The sequence below is a fragment of the Micromonospora deserti genome, from assembly GCF_003236335.1.
Lineage (GTDB): Bacteria > Actinomycetota > Actinomycetes > Mycobacteriales > Micromonosporaceae > Micromonospora > Micromonospora deserti.
The window spans coordinates 1-253 of the sequence record NZ_POUB01000611.1 but is presented as its reverse complement, the minus strand read 5'-3'; the positions used below and the strand labels follow the sequence as shown (position 1 = coordinate 253).

The 253-nt window shown below is 68.0% G+C and carries 1 pseudogene; it reads right to left on the bottom strand.

The features are described 5' to 3' along the window. Nucleotides 1-253, bottom strand: a pseudogene (locus tag C1I99_RS32145) (hypothetical protein); the annotation flags it as partial.

Here is a 253-nt window from a genome sequence, read left to right as displayed (position 1 = left end):
CGACCGTGCCCCAACCCGAGCTCGGGCGCTGCTGGAACAGGCCCTGCGAGTCGTGGTCGTTGCGCTCACCCAGGTGACCCAGGTTCTCCAGCTTCGACTCCTGCAACGCGGTCGCGATGGCCACCACAGCGGCCCGCTCGTCCATACCCGACTTCTTCGTCGCCGCGATGATCGCCTTCACATTGCCGACCTGCTCATCGGACAGGTCGATCCGCGACTGCCCGCCCTGCGTACCGTGCGGGATCAGCCGGCC